Raw genomic sequence first — 25,391 nt, forward strand, 5'->3', positions numbered from 1 at the left:
GTGGGGACGCGCCACTGACCCGGCCCCCTGTCGGGATCGACGGAGGGACCGACCGATGACGCACCCGCCCGTCCGGAGGCAGCGCCTCGGGGTCATGGGCGGCACGTTCGACCCCATCCACCACGGCCACCTGGTCGCCGCCAGTGAGGTCGCGGCGAGGTTCGACCTCGACGAGGTCGTCTTCGTCCCGACCGGTCAGCCGACGTTCAAGCTCGACCAGGCCGTCACGCTCGCCGAGCACCGCTACCTGATGACCGTCATCGCGACGGCGTCGAACCCGCGGTTCACGGTGAGCCGGGTGGACGTGGACCGCGAAGGTGTGACGTACACCGTCGACACCCTGCGTGACCTCAAGACGACCCGCCCGGACGCCGAACTGTTCTTCATCACGGGTGCGGACGCCATCACGCAGATCTTGACGTGGAAGGATGCGGACGAGCTCTTCTCGATGGCGCAGTTCGTGGCGGTCACCCGCCCTGGGCACACGCTGTCGGTCGACGGGCTCCCCGGCGATCGCGTCCAGGTCCTCGAGGTCCCGGCCCTGGCGATCTCGTCGACGGATGTCCGCGCCCGAGAGAGCGCCGGGCAACCGGTGTGGTACCTCGTCCCGGACGGGGTTGTTCAGTACATCGCCAAGCACAGGTTGTATCGAGGAATGTCATGAGTGAAACCGGAGAGCGGCGCAGTCGCCGCGAGCTCCACAGGCCCGAGACGGGATCCGTCGAAGGTGTCGCGCCCGACGACGGGTCCGCGGCTCCGCAGCCGACCCCGCCCGCCAGCTCACCCGCGACGCCTCCGGTCTCACGGCGCGCGATGCGCGAGCAGAGCACCCCCGACGCCTCCGGGCCGGCCACCGACGCGGTCGCGCGTTCCCGTCGCTCCATCCGGGACACCGCGCTCGACCCGACGAGCGAGCGACCCCCCGCGCAGCCCGCCCCCACGACCCGGCCGGCCCCCTGGTCGGCGACGTCGCCGGCGCCGTCGGCGACCGGCGGCTCCGTGCCGAGCCCGTCCCGCACGCCCGCCCCGGCCCCGCAGCCGTCTCCTCAGGCGCGGCCGTCCACGGTGACGCCATCCACCGCCCAGTCGTCCACCGCGCAGCCGTCCGCGGCCCAGTCCGCCTGGGGCCAGCGAGGCCCGGCGCCGACGAACGCTCCCGCGGCAGGCCCGGCACGGCCCGGCACGCCCGCACAGCCCCCCGCGCAGGTACCGCAGCGCACGTCCGTCCAGGGCGCTGCCGCGTCGTCCGCTCCCGCAACCGCACCCTGGCAGGCACCGTCCGCGCAGCCCGGGGCCCGCCCCGCCGCGAGCGTGCAGCCGAGCACGTCGTCGGGCCGTCCCGGTGCACCGTCGCAGCCGGCCGCCGGCCAGCCATCCGCGGGCCAGCCATCTGCGGGCCAGCCGTCCGCCGGCCAGGCGTCCTCCCCCCAGCCGACGAGCACGCCGCCGGCTCGCACGAGCGCCCTGCCCGCGCCGGGCCAGCCGAGCCAGGTCCCGAGCCCGGCTTCCCGCCCGTCGACGCCGCAGCGCCCGGCCACCCAGCCCGCGGTCGGCCAGCCGTCGACGTTCGGCCAGCCGTCCACGGTCGGCCAGCCGTCGACGTTCGGCCAGCAGCCTGGCTTCGGCGGTCAGCCCTCAGGTCCGTCCAGCACCTCGTCGGACGCCGGCGGCCCGGCGGCGGCACGTCGCGACGGTCCGAGCTGGATCGCCTCGCCACCCGCCGCTGCCGCGCCGGCAGCGTGGCCCACGGCAGGCGGTGCCGAGTCGCCGTCATCGACGTCGACGTGGCAGCCCAGTGCCGCCCAGGCACGCGCCACCGCACCCGCGACGAGCAGGCCGACCGACGCCCCGGCCCCGGCTCCCACGCAGAGCTGGTCGCCGACGCCGAGCCCGACCGCGACGCCGGAGGCTGGTCCCGTCGCGTGGTCGCCGACCCCGGTCGCGGCCGGCGGCACCGTTCCCGCGCCGCGCACGGGTGCGGAGGGTGGGGGCACGGGCTTCGGCGCGAGCCCGTTCGCCGAGTCGCTCCCCGCCATCGCGTCCACCACCGCCGCGGCGCAGGACGACGAGGACGACGACGACGAGGTCCGTCCGCGGCACCCGTACACCTGGCTGCACTTCCTCGCACTGGCGCTCGTCGCGTTCGTGCTGGGCTTCCTCATCGTGCTCCTGTGGAGCCGGTCCGGCGGGCTCGACGCCTCGGGCACCGGCTCGACACCCGCATCGGCCTCGGCCGTGCACACCCCACTCGGCCTCGTCGCCGATCCTGCCTGACCCCAAGATTTCGAGGAGACCTGTGGCTGCGACCGAACGTGCCATCGAGCTTGCCGTTGCGGCGGCTCGCGCCGCGTCCGACATCAAGGCCGAGGAGATCATCGCCCTGGACGTCAGCGAGCAGCTGGTGCTCACCGACGTGTTCCTGATCGCCTCCGGCAGCAACGAGCGGCAGGTCGGGGCCATCGTCGACGCCGTCGAGGAGTCGCTGTTCAAGCTCGGCGCCAAGCCGATCCGCCGCGAGGGCAAGGGCGCGGGCCGCTGGGTGCTCGTGGACTTCGGCGACATCGTCGTCCACGTACAGCACGCCGAGGACCGGGTGTACTACGCACTCGAGCGCCTCTGGAAGGACTGCCCGGTCATCGAGCTGCCCGCCGACGCGCGGGGGACCGACGAGGGCACCGACGCGTGACGGCGGGTCGTCTCGTCCTGGTCCGGCACGGCCGCACCGCCTACAACTCCCAGGCGCGGCTGCAGGGCCAGGTCGACATCCCGCTCGACGACGTGGGCCGCTGGCAGGCCCGGACCGCCGCAGCACTCCTCCTGGCGCGCCACGAGCCGACGGCGATCGTCGTCTCCGACCTCTCCCGCGCCCACGAGACAGCGAGCTTCCTGGCGCGCGCCTCGGGGCTCGACCTGGCCGTCGACCCGCGCCTGCGTGAGCGCGGGTTCGGCGTCTGGGAGGGGCTCACGGGCGAGGAACTGCGCAGGGACTGGGCCGACGAGTTCGCCGTGTGGCGCGCGGGCGGCCAGCCCGCGGGCGTCGGCGCGGAGAGCCGCGAGGAGGTCGCTCAGCGCGTCCTGGCCGGCATCACGGAGCACGCGGCCGGGTACGGCGCCGACGACACCCTCGTCGTGGTCTCGCACGGCTCGGCGATCAGCTCCGCGGTCACCGCGCTGCTGGGCATGCCGCAGGACTGGCACGGTTTCACGGGCATGCTCAACGCCCACTGGACCGAGCTCATCGCCACCCGCGGGGACTTCGCGCCGGCCTGGCGCCTGGTCGGCTACAACATCGGCCCGACCGACGCGTCCTCCGACTGGAACGCCGGTCCTGACGCCGGTCACGGCGCCGACTCCGAGACCCGGGACCCCGATTAGCGTTTGGGCGGCCGATCGTCGTAAACTCTCCGAGCGCCCGCAAGGGTGTGGTGGCCCGTCACGGCGGGCTACGGGGCTGTGGCGCAGCTGGTAGCGCACCTGCATGGCATGCAGGGGGTCAGGGGTTCGAATCCCCTCAGCTCCACCGAAAGTGCTGGTCAGAGGCCACGCCGGGATCCTGAAGACAGGAGCCTGACGTGGCCATCGGCCATTTGATGCTCGGCAAGGTCGAGACCGACTCGCCGCGGCACGTGCTCGACTGCCCGACGATCACACGTGCGTCCGCGTGATCGACCGCTGCGCGCGGTTGCCCAGACGTCCGCTTCTTGCAGATCGACCCGACAAAGCCCCGCAGGTGCCGGAAAGTGGTCTCGGCGAGCGGTGCTTGATTCGCTAGCACTTGATTCGCTAGCAGTCGCGACTCGCCCACGGCCGAGGCGTGCCGATCATCGAGCGACCTGCGGCGGGACGGTGAGGTGCAGCGTGCCGTCCTTCCAGGTGACGCTCGTCGGATCGCTGACGGCGCCGACGAAGGAGCCGTCAGTGCTCGTGTGGTGGAAGGCGAGCAGCAGCCACTGGCCGTCGGTACGACGGCGGACCAGTCTGCCGCTGTACAGCTGGTCGTCGGTCACCTGCTGGGCTCCGGCAACGTCGTACGGGCCGAGCAGGGAGGTGGCAGTGGCTGCCCAGACGCCGCCCGAGGTGCCCGTGGCACGCCGGTGCGCGGAAGCGTCACTAGCCAGGCAGGAGAACAACATCACGGGGGCGCCGTCGACGACCTCGACCTGCATGACCTCCAGCTGACCGAAGCCCTGCCCGGGTTCCGTCAGGGGTGGCCGCAGCACCCAGTTTCGAAGGTCCGCAGACCAGGCATGACCGACGACGCCGCGGTCGTCAGCGGGGCCCGTGCGGGCGCGCGCGGTGATGAGCATGTGCCAGCCGACGCCGTCCGGGTCGGCAAATACCCAGGGGTCGCGGAATGCCTCGTCGTGCCACTGCCCGTCGGAGAGAACCTCGTACCAGTCCCCGTCTGCTCGCAGGACCGGGTTGCCAGCCGACTTGTCCCAGGACATCAGGTCGCGCGACGTGGCGTACCCGATGCTCTGCACGTTGCCGGCGCTGGTCAGGGTCGAGCCCGTATAGAACAGGAACCAGGTGCCGTCCGGATGCCGGACGACCGAACCGGTCCAGGTGGCCAGGTCGTCGAACCCGACTTCGTCGCTCCGGACGAGAGCGTCGGCCACTCGGTTCCAGTCCCGCAGGTCGCTCGAGACCGCGTGCCCGATCGAGGCCCGGTAGTGGCGAGCCTCGGGATCGTGCAGTGCGCGCGACGCGTAGAGGAAGAACAGGTGGTGCGACTCGCCGTCGTCGGCGAACCAGAAGTCCCAGACCCAGGAGTCAGGAAGCGTGAACATGCATCAACCCTTCACGCCGCTGGCGGCAACGCTGCTGATGAACGCCCGCTGGAAGACCAGGAACACGGCGAGAACCGGCAGCGTGATCAGCGACGTGTACGCCATGACCTCACCCCAGGCCGTGTTGAGCTGGAAGAAGTACTGCATGCCGACCATGACCGGCCGCAGGTCCTCGCTCTGCACGACCATCAGCGGCCACAGGTAGGAGTTCCACGCCGGCAGGAACGTGAGGATGGCGACCGTGGCGAACGCGGGGCCGGCGAGGGGGACGACGATCTTGCGGTAGATGGTGAACCAACCGGCGCCGTCGATGCGGGCTGCCTCGTCGAGCGCCTTGGGGATCGTCGAGAAGTACTGGGTGAACAGGAAGATCGAGAAGGCGTTCGCGATGAACGGGATGATCTGGACCTGGTAGGTGTTCAGCCACCCGAAGTCGTATTTCGGGACGGCGCCCTCGAACACGAGCGTGGGCAGTTTCGAGACCCAGTAGACCATCGGGATGGCGATCGTCTCGAAGGGGACGATGAGCGTCGCGATGATGACGCTGAGCACCAGTCCCCGGCCCTTCCACTCGAGTCGGGACAGGGCGAAGCCGCACATGCTGTTGACGACCAGGCCGAGCCCGACGATGACCGTGGTCACGAAGATCGAGTTGAGCAGGAATCTGCCCACCGGGACTCGGTCGAACACGCCGGCGTAGTTGTCGAGGCTGATGTCGCCCACGGGCAGGAACGCGCGCAGCGAGTTGGTGTCGGACAGGATCTGTCCGTCCGGTTTGAGGCTGGAGACGAACATGAACACGAGCGGGAACAGGAAGAAGATCCCGAGGCCGGTCATGACGAGGTACGACCAGACCCGGCGACGGCGGCGCACCTGCTGCTCGGTCCGGGCCTCGTGGGTGGGGACCACGGCGGTCATGGTTCAGTCCTTCTCTCGGGTCAGGAAGCGCTGCACCAGCGCGACGACAAGCACCAGGACGAAGAAGATGAGGGAGATCGCGGCGCCGTAGCCGGTCTCCTGCTCCCGGTATCCCTTGCGCACGGCGTGGTAGACGATCGTGGTCGTCGAGTCTTGCGGTCCGCCCTGCGTGATGACGTCGATCTGCACGAACAGGCCGAGGGCGGCGATCGTGATGGTCACCAGGACGAAGACCATGGTCGAGCGCAGGCCGGGCCAGGTGACGCTCGTGAACTGCTGCCATCCTCCGGCGCCGTCCATGCGGGCGGCCTCGTAGAGCTCCTCGGGAATCGTCTGCAGGCCTGAGAGCCAGATGAGCATGTGGAAGCCGACGGCCTGCCAGATCGACAGCACGATGATGGCGGGCAGTGCGGTCTTGGGGTTGTTGAGCCAGTCGGCCCCCTGCCAGGCACCGAAAGTGATCGTGTCGATGAACGAGTTGATCAGCCCGTCCGGTTGGTACATGAACTTCCAGAGGATCGACACCACCACGATCGAGGTGACGACCGGGACGAAGTAGAGGATGCGGAAGAACGTGACGCCCCGGATCTTCTGGTTCACCAGTACCGCGAGCAGGAGGCCGAGGCCTGCCTGCACCGGGACGACGACGATCGCGAACAGGAAGGTGTTGAGCACCGACCGCAGGAACACAGGGTCCTCGGTGAAGGCCCGCACGAAGTTCTCGAACCCGACGAACCGCGGGGGGTTCGGCGAGATCAGGCGGGCGTTGGTGAACGACAGCCCGAAAGCCAGGAGGACCGGGACGATGAGGAAGAGGATCAGGAGCACGGCCGCCGGGGCCGCCATGGCCAGTCCGGACCGTCGCTCCCCGCGCGAGGCGGCCGAAGATCTGGGCCGGACGCGCCCGTGTGCTGTCGGCGGGCGCGAGGGAGCTCGTGAAGTGGTGGTCATGGTGCGTGTCCGATCGGGCGGGGGCAGCGCGGCGCACTGCCCCCGCCGGTCAGGACGGCTGGATCAGAAGCCGTAGCCGTCGTTGGACTTGATGTTGGTGTCGATCTCCTGAACGGCTCCGTCGAGTGTCGACTGCACGTCGGCGCCGCTCATGATGTCCTTGGCCGCCTTCTCGAACGTGCTGGAGATGACCGGGTAGGCCGGAGTGGCGGGCCGGGCGAGCGCGAACTTCTGCGACAGCTCGACGAACGGGCGCAGCGGGTCCCCTTCACCGAAGTTCTCCGAGAGCTCCTCGGCGGCCTTCGTGGCCGGAATGACGATCTGCTTGTCGCTGAACTCGGCGATGTACTTGTCCTGGAAGCTGAACTCCAGGTACTTGCGCGCGCCCTCCGCCGAGTTGCACGTCGACGAGATGCCCCACTGCCACGAGCCGCCACCGATCTTGGGGCCGTTGCCGAAGTCGGGCGGCGGCAGGATCAGCAGATCGTCGCCGACCGCGTCGAGGGAGTCCTTGGCGTTCCAGACCCCGGTGTAGCTGAGCGCGGCCTTGTCGTCGTTGAACTCCTGGTTGCCGATCGTCCCCGTGTTGCTGGCATAGCCCTTGGCGAAGGCGTCCTGGAACCAGGTGAAGAAGGTGACCGCCTCAGGGCCGTTGAGGACGCCGTCCGAGGAGAGCATCGTGTCGCGGTCGATCAAGTCACCGCCGGAGCTCTGCAGCATCGGCGAGTACGCGTAGGACCACCACTCGCCCGTGTCCTCGGCGCCGATGTCGAGCGGGGTGTCGTAGCCCGCCGTCTTGAGCGTGGCGAGCGCAGCGTCGAACTCGTCGATGGTCCATGGCTCGTCGACCGTCGGGATCCGGATGCCGTTGGCGTCCAGGACCGACTTGCGGGCGAAGATCGACAGAGCGGCGTCCCAGTAGCCGGCGGCGTAGATCTCGTCCTGGTAGGTGCCGACCGCGGTGGGGAGCAACGAGTCGGTGATGTCGCTAGAGATCCCGAGCGGCTGGATGTACTTCGCCCAGGCCCAGTTGGGGACGATCGGCCCGTCCATGTCGAGCAGGCAGGGCAGGTCGCCTGCAGCTGCTGCGGCGACGATCGCGTCGTTGTAGGCGCCCTGGGGGAAGGACTCCTCGACCACCTTGTAGTCGCTCTGGGACGCGTTGAAGTCGTCGATGATCTTCTTGTACACCTCGAGCTCGGCCGGGTTGCCCGCCGAGTGCGTCCACATCTTCAGGGTGGTGGGTCCGTCACCGGATCCGCCGTCGTCCTGACCGGCTTGGCCGCACGCCGACAGCATCAGAGCTGACGCGGCGGACACGGCTACGATCGTCATGAGGGATCTGTGTTTCATTGGGGGTTCCTCTCTTGGTGCCCGACCTGCATGTCGGGGCACCCGCTCTGCGATCACCGACGGTGATCACGGTGTGTGTCAGGCTCGTCGCCGGCTGGAGTTGATAGCTGTAGCCGGCGGCGGGCCCACCGATCCGCGGCGCACGATCGGGCAAGGCATGAGGTACGCGGCGTCGGAAGCATCCGAGGAGCGCGTCCCGAGGGCGACCTCGACCGCCCAGCGACCCATCTCGTAGTGGGGAAGCGCCACGGTCGTCAGGGGAGGGTCAAGCTCCGCAGCCACGAGAGGCTGGTCGTCGAAGCCAACGATGGACAGGTCCCGCGGGATCTCGAGGCCGCGATGATGCGCGGCGATGTATGCGCCGGCGGCGATGCGGTCGTTGAAGCAGAACAAGGCAGTCGGCCGACGACCTTCCGGTAGATCGAGGAGGAGGTCCGTCGCCGCTCGTCCGCCAGCGGCGGAGGTGGCGCCCCGGACGTGCAGCGCCGTGTCCGGGACGATGCCCGCCTCATCGAGGACCTCGAGATACCCCTCCCAACGCAGAACGGACGCGACGGGCGCATCCGATTCCTCGACATCGACGTAGGCGATCCGGCGGTGTCCGGCGGCGATGAGCTCACGCACCGCGGCCACACCGCCGGCGCGGTCGTCAGGCACAACCGCGGGGAAGCCCCCGGAGACTGGCTGACAATCGAGAAAGACGCTGCCGGCAGGCAGGCTCGCCGGCACGTCGACGACCCGATGCCACATGCAGGCATAGATCATCGCGTCGACCTGCTGGTCCGCCAGTGCGCGGATGGCTTCACGCTCGACGGCGGGGTCCGCGTCCGTGTCGACCAGGAACACCAGGTAGCCGTACTCGCGCGCCGCATCCTGCGCGCCAGAGAGCATCCGGCCTGCGTAGGGGGTGGTTGCGATGGTGTCTGAGACCAAGCCGATGGTCCGGGTGCGCTGTGTGCGAAGACCCCGGGCGACGGAGTTCGGTGTGTACCCGACCGCCGCCGCCGCGCGCCGGACGCGGTCCTGGGTGGCGGGGGAGATTCGCGCTGTCCGTTCATTCAGCACCAACGAGACAGTGGCGGTCGAGACGCCGGCCGCTGCAGCAACGTCCGAGATTCGGACACGGGCAACAGGCACACATCTCACCTCCTCGTGAGTGATAAATCGATTAACCGACCATCGGGAAGCATCCATCCCGCACCAGGAGACGTCAAGCGTCGTGATCGAACCGCAATGTGGGCCACCGACGAGTGGGAGGAAGCACGGAGCCGGGCGCGCGGACGCTGGCGCACCCACCGACGCGACTGTCCCGTGGCCCTGTCGGTCAGCTCGAAGAGCTGGGGGGGCTCGAGAGGGTCCTCCGACCAGAACGGCTGAGATGCGCACGAAGGCGGCCGCGGAGAGCACAGCGACGCCGTCTTCGCGGGGCGGCGTCGAGTACGGTCCGTGACACCGCTGTCATGTGGACGCAGGAGCGTCGCTGTCTAGTCCGGCAAGCGGCAGCACGGCTCGGGTGGAGCCGAGGGGGTGCGGGTGCAGGTCCACCAACGGTTCTTGACAGCCCCTACTAACGCGCGTAAGTTCTGCGGCGTTAACGCGCGTTAGTGCGCAGCGGACAACGAGGAAGAGCCTGGTCAATGGCGACACGAACGACGACGCGCGCCACCATGGGCGACGTAGCGGAGCGCGCGGGAGTCTCGCGTACGGCCGTGTCGTTCGTGCTCAACGGGCGATCTGACATCAGCTTGTCGGCCGAAACTCGACGTCGGGTCCTCGACGCTGCTGCCGCCCTGGGCTACCGCCCGAACGCCGGAGCGCGAGCGCTCGCGGCCCGACGTAGCGACTGGTACGGCATCGTGACCGAGATCGTGACTGCTCCGTTCGCTGTCGACATCATCAAAGGGGCTCAGGACCAGGCGTGGAGCGAGGGCAAGATGCTGCTCATCTCCTCCACCGAGAGCGAAGGCGAGAACGAGGCAGCCACCGTCGAGATGCTCCTCGAGCAGAGGGTCGAGGGCATCCTCTATGCCGCGACGTGGCACCGTGCAGTGCACGTCCCCAAGGCCTTGCATGAGGTGCCGACCGTCCTGGTGAACTGCTTCGACGCCGATGGCGTGCTGCCGTCCATCGTCCCGGATGAGGTCGGGGGCGGCTACGAAGCGACGCGTTATCTGGTCGATGCCGGCCACCGACGGATCGCACTCATCAACCTCGACCCGGAAACGCCTGCCGCGGTCGGGCGAGAGGTCGGCTACCGACGTGCTCTCGCCGAGGCGAGGGTGGAGTTCGATCCCGCTCTCGTTGCTTCGGGGCACGCGACAGCGCACGGCGGCTACGACGCCGCAGTTCGACTTCTGGACACCGCGGGGGAGCCGCCCACGGCGCTGTTCTGCGCGAACGACCGCATGGCGATGGGTGCGTACGACGCCATCAAAGAGCGGGGCCTGCGCATCCCAGACGATGTCAGTGTCGTCGGGTTCGACAACCAGGAGCTGATCGCCGCCTACCTGCGACCAGCCCTCACCACCGTCGCCCTTCCCTTTCAGGAGATGGGCGCGCGCGGCGTAGCAATGCTCGCCGCTCTCACAGCTGGACAGCCGACCGGCACACAACAGGTGACGATCGGCTGCCCGCTGCTCGAACGCTCCTCGGTGCGAGTGCGAATCGCCCCATAGAGGAGAGATCTCCCCGCCCCTTCGTCTTCAGTGTTGAAGAGAGGAAAGAACACGATCATGGCACGAACTACCCTCCTGAGGCGTGCTTGGCTCGCCTCCGCGGTCGCTCTCGCGGGCGCCCTTCTGATCTCCGGCTGCTCGAACGCCTCGAGCAACGCGGATGCGGATGGCAGCCAGCTCCTGACGATCCCGCGCGAAGACATGGGCACGTTCAACCGCAACTTCAACCCGTTCTCGCCGAACGTGGCGCCCATGACCCAGCAGGCGATCTACGAGTCGATGCTCATCTACAACCCTGCTGACGGGTCGACGACGCCGTGGCTGTCCGAGGAATGGACGGCGTCTCCGGACGGAACCGGTCTCACATTCACCCTCCGCGACGGCGTGCAATGGTCGGACGGTCAGCCTCTGGTCGCGGACGACGTGGTCTACACGTTCGACCTCCAGAAGAAGATCATGGGTGGTTTCGACTACGTGAGCTCGGTCGAAGCGGTCGACGACAAGACCGTCCAGTTCTCCTTCGACCGCCCGTACTCGCCGGCGCTCTACGAGATCGGGCAGCAGATCATCATCCCGAAGCACGTCTGGGAGAAGGTCTCTGACCCGGCCAAGGACACGAACGCCACCCCGATCGGGACCGGCCCCTACACCGAGGTCTCCAACTTCCAGAGCCAGTCGTTCGACCTGCTCAAGAACCCGCACTACTGGCAGCCGGACAAGCAGAAGATCGCCGGCGTCCGGATGCTCGCCTTCGCGGGCAACGACGGCGCCAACCTCGCGGCCGCCAACGGTGAGGTCGACTGGGCGCCCCAGTTCATCCCGGACATCGACAAGGCATTCGTCGCGAAGGACCCCGAGCACAACCACTACTGGTTCCCTCCGACCGGGTCGCTGGTCAGCTGGCAGCTCAACACCACGAAGGCGCCCTTCGATGACGTCGAGGTGCGCAAGGCCCTGAGCATGGCGATCGACCGCGACCAGATCACCAAGGTCGCCATGAACGGGTACACGCACCCGACCGACTGCACAGGTCTGAGCGGTGGGTACGACACCTGGCGGGACGACAGCGTCGTCGAGACCTGCACGTGGACGGTCCAGGACGTCGATGCCGCCAACGCCAAGCTCGATGAGCTCGGCTTCACCAAGGGCGCCGACGGCAAGCGGACGAAGCCGGACGGAAGCCCGTTCACGTTCGACATCTCGGTCGGTTCGGCGTCCTCGGACTGGCTGTCGGTCGCCAACATCATCAGCCAGGACCTGGCCAAGATCGGCGTCACGGCCAACGTGAACTCTCCCGACTGGGCGTCCGTGGTCGCCAGCTACGAGGACGGCACGTTCGACTCCGGCATCGTGTGGTCGAACAACGCGCCCACGCCGTATCAGTTCTACCGCGGCGTCATGTCGACCGAGACCGTCAAGCCGGTGGGGGAGAAGGCGTTCGAGAACTACCACCGGTTCGGCGACCCCGCCGCTGACGCGCTGCTCGCCGAGTTCGCCGCCACGGGCGACGAGGCTGCGCAGCACGACGTGGTCAACAAGCTGCAGGCCGAGTTCGACGCACAGGCACCGGTCGTCCCGCTGTTCCCCGGCCCTGAGTGGGGCGCCTACACGGACGTCCGGTTCACCGGCTGGCCGGGCGAGGACAACCCCTACGCGACGCTGAGTACTCGTGCACCCACGACGGTCCTGGTGCTCACGACGTTGCAGCCCGTCGAGGGCTGACCTCGCGAACTGCGAACCGGGTGAGCGATCCTCGCCCCTCTGTTCGACGACGCCCCSCGGGGCAGCCCGCGGGGCGTCGTCGCGACTCACCGCCTCAACCCCATTCGATCGGAGCCCGCCGTGCGATTCGTCCTCAGACGACTGGGTTTTTACCTCATCGCCTTCTGGGTGTCGATCACCCTGAACTTCCTCCTGCCAAGGTTCATGCCTGGCGATCCCGTCTCGAGAATGTTCGCCCGCTCGCAGAGCCAGATGACGCCCGAGCAGATCGTCCAGCTCCAACGGCTGTTCGGTGTCGACGACCGCCCGATCCTGGCGCAGTACATCGACTACATCCACAACTTCTTCACGGGGCAGATGGGCGTCTCGATCTCGCGGTTCCCGACCCCGGTGTCCGAGGTCATCGCGAGCCAGGTCGGATGGACGCTCCTGCTGGGCGGGACCGCGTTGCTCATCGCCGTGGTCATCGGCAACCTGCTCGGCATCGTCGCGGCATGGCGTCGCGGCGGCATCCTCGACTCGGTCTTCCCGCCGATGCTCGTGTTCATCGGGTCGTTCCCGTACTTCTGGCTCGCCATGGGGGCGCTGTACATCTTCGGACTGGTGCTCGGCTGGGCCCCGATGCGGCATGCGTTCAGCGTCGGGTCTGCTCCCGGCTGGAACGCTGAGTTCATCACGGACGTCGGTACGCACCTGTTCCTGCCCGCACTGACCATCGTGCTCGTCTCCATCGGCGGCTGGATGATCGCGATGCGCAACACGATGATCGCGACGTCGGCCGAGGACTACATCACGATGGCGGAGGCCAAGGGCCTGCGCCCGGGCCGGATCATGATGCGGTACGCGGCACGGAACGCGATGCTCCCCGCGGCCACCGCCTTCGGCATGTCGCTGGGGTTCGTGATCGGCGGTGCGCTGCTCACCGAGGTCGTCTTTGCCTATCCCGGCGTCGGCTACCAGCTCCTTGCCGCGGTGCAGGGCCTCGACTACCCGCTGATGCAAGGGATCTTCCTGACGATCACCGCGGCTGTGCTCGTCGCCAACTTTCTCGTCGACATCGTCTACGTCCGTCTCGACCCGCGCGTACGGGTCTCCTGAACCGGCGACGAAGGAGCCTCCATGTCCGTCATCAACCCCAGGGCCGCCTCGGCGACGCCCCGCAAGGCCGGGGTCGGCACCGGCGCCGGTCCCGATGCCACGGGTGGCTCGTCGAGCGCCGCGCCGGACGTCGTCGCATCGAAGGTCGAGCGCCGTCCGCGCACCAATCTCTGGCGTGCCCTGCTGGCCAATCGCAAGGCGACCTTCGGGGTCGTCATCCTGCTCGTCTTCGCGACGCTGGCGATCCTCGCGCCTGTGATCGCTCCGGCGGACCCGAGCCTCGTCACGAATATCGGCTCCCAGCCGCCCTCGCTCGGGCATCTGCTGGGTACGACGAGCAAGGGGCAGGATGTCCTGAGCCTGACGCTGTGGGGCGCGCGCTCGTCGCTGACCGTCGGGTTCCTGGTCGGGATCATGGCGACCCTCATCGGCATCGTCGTCGGGCTCTCGTCGGCTTATTTCGGTCGCCTCACCGACGACCTCCTCTCGTTGATCACCAACGTGTTCCTGCTGCTTCCCGGCCTGCCGCTGCTGGTGATCCTCGCCGCCTTCCTGCCGTCGGGGTCGGGCACGGTCGTCATCGTGCTGGTGATCACAGGGTGGGCAGGTTCGGCGCGAGTCCTGCGCTCGCAGGCGATGTCCGTCCGCTCGAAAGACTTCGTCGCCGCGGCGACGGTGACCGGCGAACGCGCCTCCTGGATCATGTTCCGCGAGATCCTGCCGAACATGGCGTCGATCGTCATGAGCACGTTCCTGGCGTGCGTCATCTTCGGGATCGGTGCCCAGGCTGGGCTGGAGTTCCTCGGCCTCGGCGACACGTCGACCGTCAGCTGGGGCACCAACCTCTACTGGGCCAGCAACGACGGTGCGCTCCTGACCGGGAACTGGTGGGTGTTCGTCCCGTCCGGAATCTGCATCGCGCTCATCGCCTACGCGCTGGCCCAGATCAACTACGCGGTCGACGAGGTGACGAACCCCCGCTTGCGCCGTCCGCGCCGGCGTCGTGGCACCCATGGGCACTCCGCCAGCGCGCCGACGGTGGTCGACGTCAGCGAGGTCGGAGCCGCCAAGGTGTGGGGGGAGGGGGACCCCGTCTTGGAAGTGCGCGACCTCACGGTCGAGTACCGCGGGGATCGGACCGTGGTCGGCGCTGACCGGGTGTCCTTCCAGATCGGCGCAGGCGAGGCGTTCGGGCTGGCCGGCGAGTCAGGCTCGGGAAAGTCGACGGTGGCCAACGCGATCATGCGGCTCCTGCGCGACCCTGCCGTCATCAGCTCCGGCACGGTGACGTTCTGTGGTCGCGACGTGCTGGCCATGACCCCGGACGAGCTGCGGCGCTTCCGCTGGCGTGACGTCGCGATGGTCTTCCAGTCCGCCATGAACTCGCTGAACCCCGTGATGACGGTCGGGGACCAGATCGTCGACATCTTCACCACGCACGAGAACATGTCCAAGCGGGACGCCCGTCGCCGGGCTGCCGAGCTCCTGGAGCTGGTGAAGATCGAGCCGGCCCGGCTCAAGTCCTACCCGCACCAGCTCTCGGGGGGGATGCGGCAGCGGGTGGTCATCGCCATGGCCGTCGCGTTGCGACCGCGGCTGCTGATCATGGACGAACCAACCACGGCGCTCGACGTCGTCGTCCAGCAGGAGATCATGGCGCAGATCGCCGACCTGCAGCGCGAGCTCGGGTTCTCCATCCTGTTCATCACCCATGACATCTCGCTGATGGTCGAGCTCTCCCACCGGATGGGCATCATGTACGGCGGCAGGCTCGTCGAGATGGGCGACTCCGCCGAGATCCTGACGCACCCTCGCCATGCGTACACGCACGCGCTGATGCATGCGTTCCCTCCGCTGTCGGGTCCGCGCAACACGCTCGCGGGCCTCGCCGACGGGGTCCGGTTTACTGACATCGGAGACCTGGAGGAGGTGACGCCGCGGCACTGGGTGGCAGCCGGATCGAGTGTCGCCGTCGCCTCACCAGTCCTTCTCGGTGCTGCGTCGCGCGACGTCGACACCGCCGTACAGAACTCGTTGGGGCACGACTCATGAGCGTCACCGTCGCCGATTCCTCCGCATCGGTCGCCGCTCCCGCGGCCGAGCCAGTGGTCCGCGTGACCGGGCTGGTCAAGGACTTCCCGATGGGTGGCCTCTTCTCTCGTGGTCACATCCGGGCGCTGGGTGGCGTCGACCTCGAGGTGCGTCGAGGCGAGATCATGGCTCTCGTCGGCGAGTCAGGCAGCGGCAAGAGCACGATCGCACGCTGCCTGGCGCGACTGGAGCAGCCGACGTCAGGCTCTATGACCGTCGCCGGCGTGGATGTGCTCCGGGCGGAGCCGCGGCGCGCATCGCGCGAGTACCGCCGCACCGTGCAGATGGTTTTCCAGGACCCCTTCGGGTCGCTGAACCCCGTGCACCGTGTAGACCACTTCCTCACGCGTGCCCTGCGCCTGCACGGGCACGTGCGGTCCCAGGCGGAGTTGCAGGCTGCCCTGAGTGAGCTCATGAGGGCCGTGGACCTGACGGACGACATCCTCGACGCCTTCCCGCACGAGCTCTCGGGAGGGCAGCGCCAGCGCATCGCGATCGCGCGTGCTCTCGCGGTCGAGCCAGAAGTCATCCTCGCCGACGAGCCCACGTCGATGCTCGACGTCTCCGTGCGGATCGGCATCCTCAACCTCATGCGCAAGCTGCGCGACGAGCGCGGCATCTCGATGCTCTACATCACGCACGACCTGGCGTCAGCACGGTACGTCGCCGACCGCACCACTGTCCTGTTCGCCGGCGAGGTGGTGGAGAGCGGTGAGTCGCTGTCCCTCATGGAGGCGCCGGCGCACCCGTACACCCGGCTGCTCCTGTCAGCTGTGCCGGACCCGCACCGGGTCGGCGGTTACGACCCGATCGAGAGGTCGCGACTGAGGGCGGCGGTGCTCGAGCCGACTCGATGCGAGTTTGCGAACGACGTCGATCAAGCCTGCCGTTCCGACGCTCCTGTGTGGCACCGCGTCGGCGACGAGCACGTGGTGCGGTGCCACCTCTACCGCCCGCGGGCCGACGTGGCGAGACGCGCACTGACCGTCGAAGCCGCCCCTGCCACCCCCGAACCCACGACGAAGGACTGGATAGAGCGATGACTGACCAGAGCACTCGGCCCGCAACTTCCGAGGTCGGCGCCACGATGCTGAAACGGGCAGCTGCCGATCCGCACCGCCCCCGGTTTCATTTCGTGGCTCCGGCGGGCTGGCTCAACGACCCGAACGGGCTGGTTCAGCGTGACGGGATCTACCACCTCTTCTACCAGTACAACCCGCATGCCCCGGTGCACGAGCGCATCCACTGGGGTCACGCCATCTCTCGGGACCTCGTCCGCTGGGAAGACGAGCCGGTAGCGCTGGCGCCGTCGCCCCACGGTCCGGACGTCGACGGTTGCTGGTCGGGTGTCTTGGTCGACGACGACGGCGTGCCAACTCTCGTGTACTCGGGCCGACACTCGGAGCGCGAGCTGCCGTGCGTCGCGACGGGATCATCCGACCTTCGTACCTGGACGAAGGACCCGGGCAACCCCGTCATCAGCTCGACTCCGCCTGGCGTCGACGTCACGGCTTTTCGTGACCACTGCGTGTGGCGGCAGGGTGGTGTGTGGCGGCATCTGGTCGGATCGGGGATCGCGGGTGTCGGCGGGACGGCCTTCCTCTACGAGTCGGCAGACCTGCGTACCTGGGAGCTGGTAGGTCCCTTGGTCGTGGGTGATGCGCTGGAAAGGGAGCCGGTCCCGGGAGAGACATCCGTGGACCCGCTCTGGACGGGAACGATGTGGGAGTGCGTCGACCTCTTCCGCCTCGGGTTCGACGGATCCACGAGTGTGCCGGGCGCTGATCGCGGGAGTGGGGCCGACGTACTCGTCTTCTCGGCGTGGGACGACGGCGTGACTCACCACGCTCTCTACTGGACGGGCGATTACGACGGCGACTCCTTCGTCCCGCGCGACCTGCGCCGGCTGGATCTCGGCGGCCGGTACTTCTACGCACCGCAGTCCATGCGGGACGAGTCGGGGCGCCGGATCATGTTCGGGTGGCTGCAGGAGGGCCGCTCCGACGCTGCGCAGGTCGAGGCCGGGTGGTCGGGCGTCATGTCACTGCCTCGGGTCGTCACTCTGGCGGCCGACGGATCGGTTCACCAGGAGCCTGCCCCAGAGGTTGCGACGCTCCGACGGGACCACGTGCGGATCGACGCGTTCGAGCTCGCGGCCGGCACGTTGCTCTCGCTCGAGGAGGTCAGGGGGGACGAGCTCGATCTCGACATGCAGCTGGTGCTTTCCCCCGGCGCGACGGCACATCTGGTGGTGCGGCAGGGCGGACCCGAGCGGACCGTGCTCTCGGTCACCCGCGGCGCCGACGACCGAGGACGCGTGGCAGTGCGGCTCGACCGGTCGGACTCAAGCCTCGACGCGGACGTCGACATGTCCGAGCGTTCCGGTGACGCGCCGATGGGTTCGGACGGGCGCGTGCACCTGCGGGTGGTCCTGGATCGCTCGGCCGTCGAGATCTTCGTCAACGGCGTGCCGCTGACGACGCGGGTCTACCCGGTCGGTCCTGACGCCGTCGGCGTCGCGCTCGGGGCCGACGGCGCCGACGTCCGCGTCGAACGTGTCGATTCCTGGCGGATGGCGAGCATCGTCGACGGACCACGGTCCTTGTGGCCGACGGCCGGAGGCCCGCCGTGAGCTGCACTCGTCGGGCCGGCCGGCGGGCTCTGACTTTGGGCCCGTCTCAGTCATGCCTCAAATTCTGGGCGGTCGGATCTCGCCCGAACCGCGCTGGACAAGGCGAGTGGGCACAATGATTCTCTGCGGCGGGAACGACGCATCGGTCATTCGTCCAAAGAGCCGCTCGGCCGCAGCGCGTCCGATGGCGAACGGGTCTTGTGCGACTACCGTCACGGGCGGGTCTAGAAGGTCTGCGAGCGAAAAGTCGTCAAAACCGATCAAAGCGATCGAGTGGTGGAGCCCGAGAGTGCGGAGCGCCCTGAACACCCCGATGGTGACGAGATTCTGACTCGCAAATATGGCCGTCGGTCGATGCGGGCGGATCAAGAGTTCCATGGCCGCATCGAAGGCGCTCTCTTCGTCATGCAGGTCCTCGATCACCAGCGAAGGATCGGTCGGAATTTCGGCGTCGGCCAGGGCTTGTCGGAAGCCTTCCAGGCGCTGCGCGGCGGTGGCGATAGTCCCGAGGTCACTCATGATCGCTATCCGGCGATGCCCGTGGCGGATGAGGTGCTCGACGGCGTGGCGGGCCCCCTCGACATTGTCCGCCATGACTGTGTCGACTTCGATTCCGATTGCTGGTCGGTCGACGACGACGATGGGTGTTCCTGCGTCCATCTCCGGCAGGAGGAACGTCTGGTCCGCGCCGGTAGACGTGAGGATCAACCCGTCGACCCGCCGTGATGTGAAGGCCTCGACGAGCGCGCGTTCCCGGGCTGGGCTCTCGTCGGTGCTCGCTGAGAAGACAGCGACTCCGCGGGTCTCGGCGACGTCCTCCACAGCGCGGTGTATAGCGGCGGCGAACGGATTGTCGACGCTGGCCAGCAGCAGGCCGATGCTCCGCGTGCGCCGGCCGACCCGACGGAGGTTGCCGGCCATCATGTCGACTTGAAAGTTGAGCTCCGCTGCGGCGCGGTTGACTCGCTCCGCCGTCGCCGGAGCCACACCTGGTTCCCCGTTGACGACCCGGGAGACAGTCTTGAGTCCGACGCCCGCCAAGGCAGCGACATCACGCATCGTCGCGCGGGACCGCGACCGCGGCTCGGGCCGCCCACCTCCGGCGGAAGTCGATTGAGTCGACAGCGTCGTCATGGCGGCACCATAGCCCTGCTGGTGGCACGACCGCCGGAGCGCTCACGCGTGCCGATCCCGCTCGGCCAGAATCAGCGGCCCGTCGAGATGGTTGTCGAGTCTCGCTTCCGTGGATACCGAGTGTGAACTTTCTCCGTGTCATCCGCCACGACGCGACCCTGCTGACGCGGCGTGGGACCGACGCGAACACACGTCAGCCCGCGGGCCGCGCCCGCCGCTGACCCGCAGGCGGCCAGGTCGCAGACAGACGGCAAGTCTCCGACTTGGTCCCAGAGCACTGTGCTCTTTCAGCATCGGCTGAGCCAGCGGTGGGGGGGGGGGGGGGCTTTCGGCCGTTCGGTGCTACTGCACGGCCCACGTCTGGTTGGCGCCGCCGTTGCAGTCCCAGATCTGAACTTGTCGTCCGTTGGAGTGGTCACCCGATGGCCGGTCGAGGCAGCGGGCGGCTGCCTCGTTGCGCAAGGACCCATTTGTCGAGCGTGTCCAGTGTTGTGCGGCCGTGCCGTTGCAGGCACCGGCCGAGACCAGGGTTCCGTTGCCGGTCTGACCCGATGGCAGCGTGAGGCAGGAGCCGCCCGTCGTGATGGTCCCGTTGGTGTTGAACTCCCACGTCTGGTTGCTGCCGCCGGTGCAGCTCCAGATCTGGGCGCGACCGCTGCCACCATCGCGGTCCAAGCACTTGCTTGCATCGACGGCGGAGCGGATTGCTCCTCCCGTCGGGGCCGTGCTCGGGCCCGAGGAGTAGTTGAGCTGACGGATCCGCATGTTGGTGAAGGTTGCGGCGCCGCCGCTGCTGTAGAGCGCGATCCCCTGGTCAGCGAGGGGGGCGAACATCTGGTCGGAGTGCACGTACTGCCCGTCGTCCACGAACACTTCGACGCTCGTCCGGTCGACGAGAATCCTGAGCTTCACGGACTTGCGTGCAGAATCGAATGGCGCCTGTGACTCGAGCCGGGTGTTAGACGTGTCCGGTTGGCTGGTGTTTCGACGGCTCACGTACGAGTACGACCCCGGCGTGTACACCCCGACGTCGACATGTCGCGCGCCATCGGTGGAACGTCGCAATTCCAGGCCGACATTCGTCGCCGTCGTCCACGACACGTCGGCCGTGAGCTCGAACGCCTGGCCGGTGTTCGGCAACACCGTCTTCCCGTCGACGGTTGTCGTCGGCACGGTCGCTGTCGAGCGTGCGACGGAATCGAGGTTCACGGGAGCAGAATTGAAGCCGTAGGTGCCATTGCTGCGTCGTACGAGCCGTATCTCTCGCACGATCGAGTCGGTGCCGTTGAACCCGTCAGATGCACGCGTGGGCGTGTTGTCCGGGTACGCCCAGTTGTTCAGCCAAGCCATGGCGTAGCGGATGGACTGGTCGCTGCTAGCAGCATTTGCCCACGTCACTGCGCCGTACCAGTCGTAGCCGTGGTCGAGCCATTGATGGGCGCTCGTGTCCGGGACGAACACATTCCCGTCGAAAGCGCCGGTGTAATAGGCAAACGAGAAGGGCGAACCGCCAGGACCCGTCGCGCTGACGCCCAGCACCCAGTGGAGCGTGCCGTCGGCAGCCCGCATCTGAAACAGGTCAGGGCACTCGAGGAAGCCCAGGTTGGGCGGATCGAAGTCGCTACGGAACGTCCATGCGCGAAGGTTCGTCGACGTGAACACCCGGATGCGCTCTCCCATGGCGACGACCATGACCCAACGGCTGCGCACCGGGTCCCACTCGACCTTGGGGTCCCGGAAGTCGGCGACCCCAGGGTTCGCCACGACGGGTGCGTTGCTATACGGGGTGAACGTGTCCCCACCGTTGGTGGAATACCACAAGAACTGTGCCTGGGCGTTTCCGCCTCCCGCGTCCGGCTGTGTGCCGAAGGCGACTACGGCTCCGGCGCCGAAACCGGCGGTATTGTTGGTGTCGACGACTGCGCTTCCGCTCCAGATGTCAGCGTTGGGAGTCGTGAACTTCGGGATGGCGATGCCCTCGTCCTGGAAGCTGACGAGATCGGTGCTGCTTGCCATCCGCCACGCGGTTCCCCCGCCACCGGAGTTGTAGTTGCCGTTGTACAGATAGTAATACTGGTACTTCCCATTGATGAAGATGGGTCGCTGCGGGTCATTCTTCCAATTGTCCGGCACGGTGAAGTGATAAGCCGCACGGTAGGACGAGAGGGAGTCTGCCGGCGCATCCTGCGCGCTGTAGGCGCTCGGACTTCCGGCCTGCGCGCGCGGGGCAATTGCCACGGAGAGGGCGCTGGCCGCAAGAGCGGTTGCTGCGGACAATGCAATGCAGAGGGCGCGCACGAGGCTTCGATGTGCTCGCGACATAGGGACCGACTTTCTGGCCGTGACGCTTCCGCAGGTTCAGCACGAGGTTGTCTGGGTGCAGCGAAATGGCGTCATCGCCGATTGGCCGAACCGTCCGCTCGACAGGAGCCGTCCGGTCGGGGTGCAGTTTCCTTCTGGTCACTTCTTCAGGGGCGGGGACGGCGAGCGTCTGCCGATCGCGCCGGTAGATCCGTAGAGAGGCACCTTTGCCTGACCCGGCGCTGTGGAGCATGTACCGACAACGTTGTCACCGGCAGGATGCCACCGCAGAAGGACGCCGTCAACCGCGCCGCAGCCATGTGAGCTCCCGGATCCAGCTCGCACCGGGTGCCCTCGAGCGAAGTATGGCGCCGTAGACGTCGAGCCCGCCGATGCGCACTCTCCACCGAATCCGGGCGACGACCTGCATCGACGAGGCCACGAGGCGCGCGCTCGACGCTGTTGATGGGATGACATGGCCCAGCCGGCTCGGCGCGAGTAGCACGCGCGGATCCGACTCGGCCAGACCTTGCCACCTGCCAAACCGGGCGCCTACGCTGCCGCCGTCCGATTGACAACGATGTCAGGGGTTCTTGATGCCATCCATATCGCTAAGACGGGTCGCTGCGCTCTCTGCGGCCGCTCTTGTGTTCGCCTCGAGCCTCGTCGCCGGAGGGCCAGCAGTGGCGAGTGAACGCAGGCCGAGCCCACCGCCTTCACCGAGCTCGCCTCCCGCGTCTGACCCCTACCGGCCCGGCTACCACTACACGCCGGACGCCAACTTCATGAACGATCCGAACGGGCTGATCCACAAGGACGGCATCTACCACCTCTTCTACCAGCACAATCCGTACGGGCCGACATCCGGCAACGGGTCCTGGGGCCACGCGACCAGTCCGGACCTCGTGACGTGGACCGAGCAGCCTCTTGCCATCGTCTCCGATGCGGCCGAGGACGTCTGGTCCGGAAGCGTCGTCTTCGACAAGAAGAACACCAGCAAGCTCGGTACGAAGGCCGATCCGCCGCTCGTGGCGGTGTACACCAGCTTCGACAAGGCCACCGGAGTTCAGCGCCAGGCACTCGCATCCAGCACGGACGACGGCCTCACGTGGACCAAGTACCAGGGAAATCCGGTGCTCGACATCGGCTCCAAGGACTTCCGCGACCCGAAGGTGTGGTGGGATGCCGACAGATCCCGTTGGGCCATGGTCGTGTCGCTGGCGGCCGAGCGGAAGGTGTCGATCTACTCGTCTGCTGACCTGAAGACCTGGACCCATCAGAGCGACTTCGGACCCGATGGCGTGACGGCAGGGGTCTGGGAATGCCCCGACCTGTTCCAGCTCAGAGACCAGAAGACAGGCAAGAAGCGCTGGGTCCTGGTCGTCAGCGTGAGCGGCCGGACCCAGTACTTCGTCGGGAAGTTCGACGGCAGCGTCTTCACCTCGTCCGACCCGGCCTACTCGCCCCCGCCAGGAACGGTCCTCGCCGACTTCGAGGGCGCGGACTATGGCGCCTGGACGGCTACGGGGACCGCGTTCGGCGCTGGCCCTGTCGCGCCCGGCGCTGACGTGACGGGCTACGTGGGACAGCAGCTCGTCGACAGCTTCGGGGGTAGCGACTCAGCGACGGGCACGCTGACTTCTCCTGACTTCGTCGTCGACGATCGCTACCTCAACTTCGCCTTGGGCGGCGGGAACCATCCGCGCGTGGAGGGCGGTACGACTGAGCCTCCTGCCGGTGAGCTCTTCGCGGACTTCGAGGCGGACGGACCCCCAGCAGGCTGGACGGGGACCGGGGACTTTGCCGAGATCGGGTCGACGACATGGAGTGACCTGCCTGGACGGGTGGGCCGTGGGGTGCTTGATACGTGCTGGGGCTCGTGCGACGCGGCCACGGGGACGATCACGTCGCCTGCCTTCACGATCGACAGCAGCTGGATCAACTTCGTTCTCGCCGGCGGGAACCACCCGATGGGCGGCGACGGGCCAACCGCAGTGAACCTGATCGTCGATGGCGAGCGGGTACTGACGGCGACGGGTCCGGGCTCACCCAACATGGACTGGGTCGCCTGGGACGTGTCGGCGTGGAGCGGTCACCAAGCCGTCATCGAGGTCGTGGATGACCGGACGTCCGACTGGGGCCACATCATGCTCGACCACATCGTCTTCTCCGACGTCGCCGCCAAACCTTGGTCGGCGGAGACCACGGTGAACCTGCTCGTCGACGGAGACGTCGTGCGGACAGCGACCGGGCGGGACGGGTCGGGCCTCGACTGGGTGTCGTGGGACCTGTCGGACCTGCAGGGCGCACACGCACAGGTGCAGCTGGTCGACGCGGCGGTCGGGGGCTGGGGACATCTCCTCGCCGACCAGTTCGTGCTCGCTGGCGAGCCGGCGCTCAGCTCGTGGGATCGCGCTCGGTTCCTCGACCACGGCTCGGACTTCTACGCCGCGGTGACCTGGAACGACGTTCCGGATGGCAGGCGCCTGCTCATCGGCTGGATGGGAAACTGGGACTACGCCAACAGCACGCCGACCGGCACGTGGCGCGGAGAGCAGTCCGTCCCGCGGGAACTGACGCTCACGACGGTTGACGGGCGCCAGACGGTGCTCTCGTTGCCAGTCAGCGAGGCCGACTGCCTGGTTCTGGACCCGGTCACCGTCTGGTCCAAGGGGAAGATCCGCTCGCACGGAAACACTGGCCACGGCCCTGGCGGAGCGGACAACGCCAAGGGCGGCGGCGCCCACAAGACGGTTGCCGTGGGTCCTGGTGAGAAGCGCGTCGACGTGCATGGAACGTCGTTGCGGATCGACGCCGTCATCGAGCCCGGAACGGCCTCGACGTTCGGCATCGACGTCCGGGTCGGAGGCAACCAGCGCACCCGCATCGGCTACGACGTGAACCAGCAGCGGATCTTTATCGACCGCACTCAGTCTGGGGACGTCTCGCTGGGCGGCAACTTCGGATCGGTGCACAGCGCTCCGCTGCCACTCGACGGACCGCTCGACCTCGAGATCTGGGTCGACAGCTCGTCGGTCGAGGTCTTCGCGGAGGGCGGGCGCGTTGCGCTGACCGACCTCGTGTTTCCCGATCTGACGAGTGACGGTGTCAAGGTCTTCGCCGAGAATGGAACGGCGCGGGTCTCCTACCTCGCGGCCTCCCCGGTGAAGACGCCCGAGCTCGACTGAGCCAGGGGCGTCCGGTTCCGGCGCACCGGAACCGGACACGCCAGCCGCTTGACCGAGAACGACCCCGCCTGTAGAAATTCACCCGACAACGTTGTCAGCGGCGTGAACTGTCGCGTAAACGAGGAGCCACCACCATGCCTTCACGCACCCTGCCTACCCGCCGCCGCACTGCCTGGAGCCTCGTCGCTCTGGGCGCGACTGCGGCGATTCTCCTGTCAGCCTGTTCCTCCAACGAGGCTGACGATTCGGACGCCACGTCCACGGCCGCGGCCGCTGACGAGGCGGTCCAGGTCTCTCTGATCGTCAAGACGACGAGCAACCCGTTCTTCATCGCCATGCAGAAGGGTGCCGAGGCCGCCGCGAAGGACAACGACGTGGAGCTGACTTTCGCGGCTGGTCGCGAGGATGGCGATGAGGACACCCAGATCCAGGCCATCGAGAACGCCATCTCCCAGGGCCAGGACGGCATCCTGATCACCCCGAACGGCCCCGCTGTCGTCGACGCGATCGCGAAGGCCCGCGATGCCGGCCTGTTCGT

The 25,391-nt window shown here is 67.9% G+C and carries 19 protein-coding genes, 1 tRNA gene and 1 pseudogene; 14 read left to right on the forward strand and 7 right to left on the reverse strand.

Annotated features, from left to right (window positions below):
• The first annotated feature begins 55 nt into the window (after positions 1-55).
• The 5 genes from nadD to AC1DUE_RS18860 all read left to right on the forward strand — a co-directional run bounded on the left by nadD (position 56) and on the right by AC1DUE_RS18860 (position 3,520).
• A complete protein-coding gene (gene nadD, locus AC1DUE_RS18840; protein ID WP_477040940.1) occupies positions 56-664 on the forward strand; it encodes a nicotinate-nucleotide adenylyltransferase in 609 nt (202 codons plus the stop codon).
• A gap of 149 nt (positions 665-813) precedes the next feature.
• A complete protein-coding gene (locus AC1DUE_RS18845; protein ID WP_477040941.1) occupies positions 814-2,274 on the forward strand; it encodes a hypothetical protein in 1,461 nt (486 codons plus the stop codon).
• Between the two features lie 22 nt (positions 2,275-2,296).
• Complete coding sequence (rsfS, locus tag AC1DUE_RS18850) at positions 2,297-2,686, forward strand: ribosome silencing factor (RefSeq protein WP_477040942.1); 390 nt, start codon at positions 2,297-2,299, stop codon at positions 2,684-2,686.
• A complete protein-coding gene (locus tag AC1DUE_RS18855) occupies positions 2,683-3,375 on the forward strand; it encodes a histidine phosphatase family protein (protein WP_477040943.1) in 693 nt (230 codons plus the stop codon). The genes rsfS and AC1DUE_RS18855 overlap by 4 nt, the downstream gene beginning before the upstream one ends.
• Positions 3,376-3,447: 72 nt before the next feature.
• Positions 3,448-3,520: transfer RNA gene (locus AC1DUE_RS18860), tRNA-Ala, on the forward strand.
• A 301-nt stretch (positions 3,521-3,821) separates the two neighbouring features.
• Here the strand turns inward: AC1DUE_RS18860 and AC1DUE_RS18865 are convergent.
• From AC1DUE_RS18865 to AC1DUE_RS18885, 5 genes are all read right to left on the reverse strand, one after another.
• Positions 3,822-4,790: a family 43 glycosylhydrolase gene (locus AC1DUE_RS18865; protein WP_477040944.1), complete on the reverse strand. Its 969-nt coding sequence runs from the start codon at positions 4,788-4,790 to the stop codon at positions 3,822-3,824.
• A 3-nt stretch (positions 4,791-4,793) separates the two neighbouring features.
• Positions 4,794-5,708: a carbohydrate ABC transporter permease gene (locus AC1DUE_RS18870; protein ID WP_477040945.1), complete on the reverse strand. Its 915-nt coding sequence runs from the start codon at positions 5,706-5,708 to the stop codon at positions 4,794-4,796.
• Positions 5,709-5,711: 3 nt separating this feature from the next.
• Entirely contained in the window at positions 5,712-6,554 is an 843-nt protein-coding gene (locus AC1DUE_RS18875; RefSeq protein WP_477040946.1) for a carbohydrate ABC transporter permease, read from the reverse strand.
• A 168-nt stretch (positions 6,555-6,722) separates the two neighbouring features.
• The gene (locus AC1DUE_RS18880; protein ID WP_477040947.1) at positions 6,723-7,994 is read right to left on the reverse strand and encodes a sugar ABC transporter substrate-binding protein; all 1,272 of its coding nucleotides are present in this window, start codon (positions 7,992-7,994) and stop codon (positions 6,723-6,725) included.
• A gap of 96 nt (positions 7,995-8,090) precedes the next feature.
• On the reverse strand, positions 8,091-9,206 hold the full coding sequence (locus AC1DUE_RS18885) for a LacI family DNA-binding transcriptional regulator (RefSeq protein WP_477040948.1): 1,116 nt from the start codon (positions 9,204-9,206) through the stop codon (positions 8,091-8,093).
• Between the two features lie 473 nt (positions 9,207-9,679).
• On the opposite strand from AC1DUE_RS18885, the gene AC1DUE_RS18890 reads away from it, so the two are divergent.
• The 7 genes and pseudogenes from AC1DUE_RS18890 (at position 9,680) to AC1DUE_RS18920 (ending at position 18,230) form a co-directional block, all read left to right on the forward strand.
• Positions 9,680-10,687, forward strand: coding sequence for a LacI family DNA-binding transcriptional regulator (locus tag AC1DUE_RS18890; RefSeq protein ID WP_477040959.1), 1,008 nt, complete (start codon positions 9,680-9,682; stop codon positions 10,685-10,687).
• Positions 10,688-10,744: 57 nt separating this feature from the next.
• Positions 10,745-12,409 (forward strand): ABC transporter substrate-binding protein, encoded by a 1,665-nt coding sequence (locus tag AC1DUE_RS18895; RefSeq protein WP_477040949.1) that lies wholly within the window; start codon positions 10,745-10,747, stop codon positions 12,407-12,409.
• A gap of 120 nt (positions 12,410-12,529) precedes the next feature.
• Positions 12,530-13,507, forward strand: a complete 978-nt coding sequence (locus AC1DUE_RS18900; protein ID WP_477040950.1) for an ABC transporter permease — start codon at positions 12,530-12,532, stop codon at positions 13,505-13,507.
• 21 nt (positions 13,508-13,528) lie between these two features.
• Positions 13,529-14,458: pseudogene (locus AC1DUE_RS18905) on the forward strand (ABC transporter permease); the annotation flags it as partial.
• Positions 14,459-14,578: 120 nt separating this feature from the next.
• A complete protein-coding gene (locus AC1DUE_RS18910) occupies positions 14,579-15,559 on the forward strand; it encodes an ABC transporter ATP-binding protein (protein ID WP_477040960.1) in 981 nt (326 codons plus the stop codon).
• The gene (locus tag AC1DUE_RS18915; RefSeq protein ID WP_477040951.1) at positions 15,556-16,641 is read left to right on the forward strand and encodes an oligopeptide/dipeptide ABC transporter ATP-binding protein; all 1,086 of its coding nucleotides are present in this window, start codon (positions 15,556-15,558) and stop codon (positions 16,639-16,641) included. Before AC1DUE_RS18910 ends, AC1DUE_RS18915 begins: the two co-directional genes overlap by 4 nt.
• Before the next feature lie 44 nt (positions 16,642-16,685).
• On the forward strand, positions 16,686-18,230 hold the full coding sequence (locus tag AC1DUE_RS18920) for a glycoside hydrolase family 32 protein (protein WP_477040961.1): 1,545 nt from the start codon (positions 16,686-16,688) through the stop codon (positions 18,228-18,230).
• Positions 18,231-18,287: 57 nt separating this feature from the next.
• On the opposite strand, the gene AC1DUE_RS18925 is transcribed toward AC1DUE_RS18920, so the two are convergent.
• Both AC1DUE_RS18925 and AC1DUE_RS18930 read right to left on the reverse strand, forming a co-directional pair.
• Complete coding sequence (locus AC1DUE_RS18925) at positions 18,288-19,364, reverse strand: LacI family DNA-binding transcriptional regulator (RefSeq protein ID WP_477040952.1); 1,077 nt, start codon at positions 19,362-19,364, stop codon at positions 18,288-18,290.
• Between the two features lie 342 nt (positions 19,365-19,706).
• Positions 19,707-21,602 (reverse strand): GH32 C-terminal domain-containing protein, encoded by a 1,896-nt coding sequence (locus AC1DUE_RS18930; protein ID WP_477040953.1) that lies wholly within the window; start codon positions 21,600-21,602, stop codon positions 19,707-19,709.
• Between the two features lie 659 nt (positions 21,603-22,261).
• Here AC1DUE_RS18930 and AC1DUE_RS18935 point away from each other — a divergent pair.
• On the forward strand, positions 22,262-24,853 hold the full coding sequence (locus AC1DUE_RS18935) for a GH32 C-terminal domain-containing protein (RefSeq protein WP_477040954.1): 2,592 nt from the start codon (positions 22,262-22,264) through the stop codon (positions 24,851-24,853).
• Between the two features lie 134 nt (positions 24,854-24,987).
• The coding region (locus AC1DUE_RS18940; protein ID WP_477040955.1) for a substrate-binding domain-containing protein at positions 24,988-25,391 on the forward strand (404 nt) is incomplete at its 3' end.

Source organism: Cellulomonas sp. P4_A2 (genome assembly GCF_056402515.1).

Excerpts from the sequence above, each read along its gene's own strand:
- AC1DUE_RS18935 (WP_477040954.1), top strand. The coding sequence starts at position 22,262 with ATGCCATCCATATCGCTAAGACGGGTCGCTGCGCTCTCTGCGGCCGCT.
- AC1DUE_RS18925 (WP_477040952.1), bottom strand. The coding sequence starts at position 19,364 with ATGACGACGCTGTCGACTCAATCGACTTCCGCCGGAGGTGGGCGGCCC.
- AC1DUE_RS18880 (WP_477040947.1), bottom strand. The coding sequence starts at position 7,994 with ATGACGATCGTAGCCGTGTCCGCCGCGTCAGCTCTGATGCTGTCGGCG.
- AC1DUE_RS18845 (WP_477040941.1), top strand. The coding sequence starts at position 814 with ATGCGCGAGCAGAGCACCCCCGACGCCTCCGGGCCGGCCACCGACGCG.
- nadD (WP_477040940.1), top strand. The coding sequence starts at position 56 with ATGACGCACCCGCCCGTCCGGAGGCAGCGCCTCGGGGTCATGGGCGGC.
- AC1DUE_RS18865 (WP_477040944.1), bottom strand. The coding sequence starts at position 4,790 with ATGTTCACGCTTCCTGACTCCTGGGTCTGGGACTTCTGGTTCGCCGAC.
- AC1DUE_RS18920 (WP_477040961.1), top strand. The coding sequence starts at position 16,686 with ATGCTGAAACGGGCAGCTGCCGATCCGCACCGCCCCCGGTTTCATTTC.
- AC1DUE_RS18875 (WP_477040946.1), bottom strand. The coding sequence starts at position 6,554 with ATGGCGGCCCCGGCGGCCGTGCTCCTGATCCTCTTCCTCATCGTCCCG.
- AC1DUE_RS18895 (WP_477040949.1), top strand. The coding sequence starts at position 10,745 with ATGGCACGAACTACCCTCCTGAGGCGTGCTTGGCTCGCCTCCGCGGTC.
- AC1DUE_RS18915 (WP_477040951.1), top strand. The coding sequence starts at position 15,556 with ATGAGCGTCACCGTCGCCGATTCCTCCGCATCGGTCGCCGCTCCCGCG.
- AC1DUE_RS18885 (WP_477040948.1), bottom strand. The coding sequence starts at position 9,206 with ATGGATGCTTCCCGATGGTCGGTTAATCGATTTATCACTCACGAGGAG.
- AC1DUE_RS18890 (WP_477040959.1), top strand. The coding sequence starts at position 9,680 with ATGGGCGACGTAGCGGAGCGCGCGGGAGTCTCGCGTACGGCCGTGTCG.
- AC1DUE_RS18870 (WP_477040945.1), bottom strand. The coding sequence starts at position 5,708 with ATGACCGCCGTGGTCCCCACCCACGAGGCCCGGACCGAGCAGCAGGTG.